Source organism: Lactobacillus melliventris (genome assembly GCF_013346935.1).
Taxonomy (GTDB): domain Bacteria; phylum Bacillota; class Bacilli; order Lactobacillales; family Lactobacillaceae; genus Lactobacillus.
The window spans coordinates 1-3,014 of the sequence record NZ_JAAEEB010000018.1 but is presented as its reverse complement, the minus strand read 5'-3'; the positions used below and the strand labels follow the sequence as shown (position 1 = coordinate 3,014).

At 50.9% G+C, this 3,014-nt stretch carries 1 rRNA gene; it reads right to left on the bottom strand.

Annotation, left to right across the window (positions count from 1 at the left end):
- Positions 1–5: 5 nt before the first annotated feature.
- Positions 6–2,914, bottom strand: a 23S ribosomal RNA gene (locus GYV61_RS09570).
- Positions 2,915–3,014 lie beyond the last annotated feature (100 nt).

Here is a 3,014-nt window from a genome sequence, read left to right as displayed (position 1 = left end):
AAGCTTTGGTCAAGTCCTCGACTGATTAGTACTGGTCCGCTCCAAGCCTCACGGCTCTTCCACTCCCAGCCTATCTACCTCTTAGTCTTTGAGGTGTCTTACTACTTACGTATGGGAAATCTCATCTTGAGGGGGGCTTCGCACTTAGATGCTTTCAGCGCTTATCCCGGCCATACTTAGCTACCCAGCGATGCCTTTGGCAAGACAACTGGTACACCAGCGGTATGTCCATCCCGGTCCTCTCGTACTAAGGACAGCTCCTCGCAAATTTCCTACGCCCACGACGGATAGGGACCGAACTGTCTCACGACGTTCTGAACCCAGCTCGCGTGCCGCTTTAATGGGCGAACAGCCCAACCCTTGGGACCGACTTCAGCCCCAGGATGCGACGAGCCGACATCGAGGTGCCAAACCTCCCCGTCGATGTGAACTCTTGGGGGAGATAAGCCTGTTATCCCCAGGGTAGCTTTTATCCGTTGAGTGATGGCCCTTCCATACGGTACCACCAGATCACTAAGCCCGACTTTCGTCCCTGCTCGAGTTGTCGCTCTCGCAGTCAAGCTCCCTTATACCTTTGCACTCTGTGAATGATTTCCAACCATTCTGAGGGAACCTTTGGGCGCCTCCGTTACACTTTAGGAGGCGACCGCCCCAGTCAAACTGCCCGTCTGACACTGTCCCATGCCTCGCTTAGAGGCCCTGGTTAGAGCAGCCATCAAACAAGGGTAGTATCCCAACATTGCCTCTGATAACACTGGCGTGCTATCTTCTCCGGCTCCTACCTATCCTGTACATGTTTAACAGCTGCCCAATATCAAATTGCAGTAAAGCTCCATGGGGTCTTTCCGTCCTGTCGCGGGTAACCCGCATCTTCACGGGTATTATAATTTCACCGAGTCTCTCGTTGAGACAGTGCCCAAATCATTACACCTTTCGTGCAGGTCGGAACTTACCCGACAAGGAATTTCGCTACCTTAGGACCGTTATAGTTACGGCCGCCGTTTACTGGGGCTTCAGTTCGCTGCTTCGCTTGCGCTAACAGCTCTCCTTAACCTTCCAGCACCGGGCAGGTGTCAGCCCCTATACGTCGTCTTACGACTTAGCAGAGACCTGTGTTTTTGATAAACAGTTGTTTGGGCCTATTCACTGCGGCTGGCTTTTACACCAGCACCCCTTCTCCCGAAGTTACGGGGCGATTTTGCCGAGTTCCTTAACGAGAGTTCTCTCGCTCACCTGAGTGTTCTCCACTCGACTACCTGTGTCGGTTTGCGGTACGGGTACCTATCTTCTCACTAGAAGCTTTTCTTGGCAGTGTGACGCTTGAACCTTCGCTACTCTAATTTCGCTCCTCATCACGCCTTGTGCTTATTAGTAACAAGCATTTGACTCATTACCACACTTGACGCTTAAACATGGCTTCCAGCGCCATGCGTTCTTTGCCTCCTGCGTCCCTCCTTCGCTGTTAACGAAGATAAGCAGTACAGGAATCTCTACCTGTTCTCCATCGACTACGCCTTTCGGCCTTGCCTTAGGTCCCGACTTACCCTGGGCGGACGAGCCTGCCCCAGGAAACCTTAGTCTTTCGGCGGATAGGATTCTCACCTATCTTGCGCTACTCATACCGGCATTCTCACTTCTAAACGCTCCATTTATCTTCGCAGTTAAACTTCGCCGCATTTAGAACGCTCTCCTACCACGTGCATTACTGCACATCCACAGTTTCGGTACTATGCTTAGCCCCGGTAAATTTTCGGCGCAGCGTCACTCGACTAGTGAGCTATTACGCACTCTTTTAATGATGGCTGCTTCTGAGCCAACATCCTAGTTGTCTACGCAACTCCACATCCTTTTCCACTTAGCATAGATTTGGGGACCTTAACTGGTGATCTGGGCTGTTTCCCTTTCGACTACGGATCTTATCACTCGCAGTCTGACTCCAGTGCCTTGATCTATGGAATTCGCAGTTTATCTGAATTCAGTAACCCCTGACGGGCCCTTCGTCCAAACAGAGCTCTACCTCCATGATCTTTCTAGCACCAGGCTAGCCCTAAAGCTATTTCGGAGAGAACCAGCTATCTCCAAGTTCGTTTGGAATTTCACCGCTACCCACAACTCATCCCCGCAATTTTTAACTTACGTGGGTTCGGTCCTCCAGTGCGCTTTACCGCACCTTCAACCTGGTCATGGGTAGGTCACTTGGTTTCGGGTCTACATCAACTAACTATCTCGCCCTCTTCAGACTCGCTTTCGCTCCGGCTCCGTCTTTTCTGACTTAACCTCGCTAATTAACGTAACTCGCCGGTTCATTCTACAAAAGGCACGCCATCACCCTTTAATGGGCTTTGACTATTTGTAGGCACACGGTTTCAGGTTCTCTTTCACTCCCCTCCCGGGGTTCTTTTCACCTTTCCCTCACGGTACTGGTTCACTATCGGTCACAATGTAGTATTTAGCCTTGCGAGATGGTCCTCGCTGCTTCAATCGGGATTCCTCGTGTCCCGACCTACTCAGGATCCTGCTCGGCGCGCTTGGGATTTCGCTTACGGGGCTCTCACCCTCTCTGGCTTACCTTCCCAGGTAATTCTGCTATCCTTTGCGCTGCCTTGTCGCAGTCCTACAACCCCAAATGATAAATCATCTGGTTTGGGCTCTTTCCGCTTCGCTCGCCGCTACTAGGGAAATCGATTTTTCTTTCTCTTCCTGCAGCTACTTAGATGTTTCAGTTCACTGCGTCTTGCCCCAGGTGGCTATTGATTCACCACCTGGTAATGCATCTGCATGCATTGGGTTCCCCCATTCGGATATCTCCGGATCTTTGCGTACTTACTGCTCCCCGAAGCCTTTCGTGGTTCGTCACGTCCTTCTTCGCCTCATTGTGCCTAGGCATTCACCGTGCGCCCTTCTTTACTTGACCTTACTCAAGATACTCTCTCGGTCGCTCTTTAGCAATCTGTTCTCTTTTGATTGTTTCTCGGTTTTTCTTGGATTATATTCAGTTTTCAATGTACTAACTC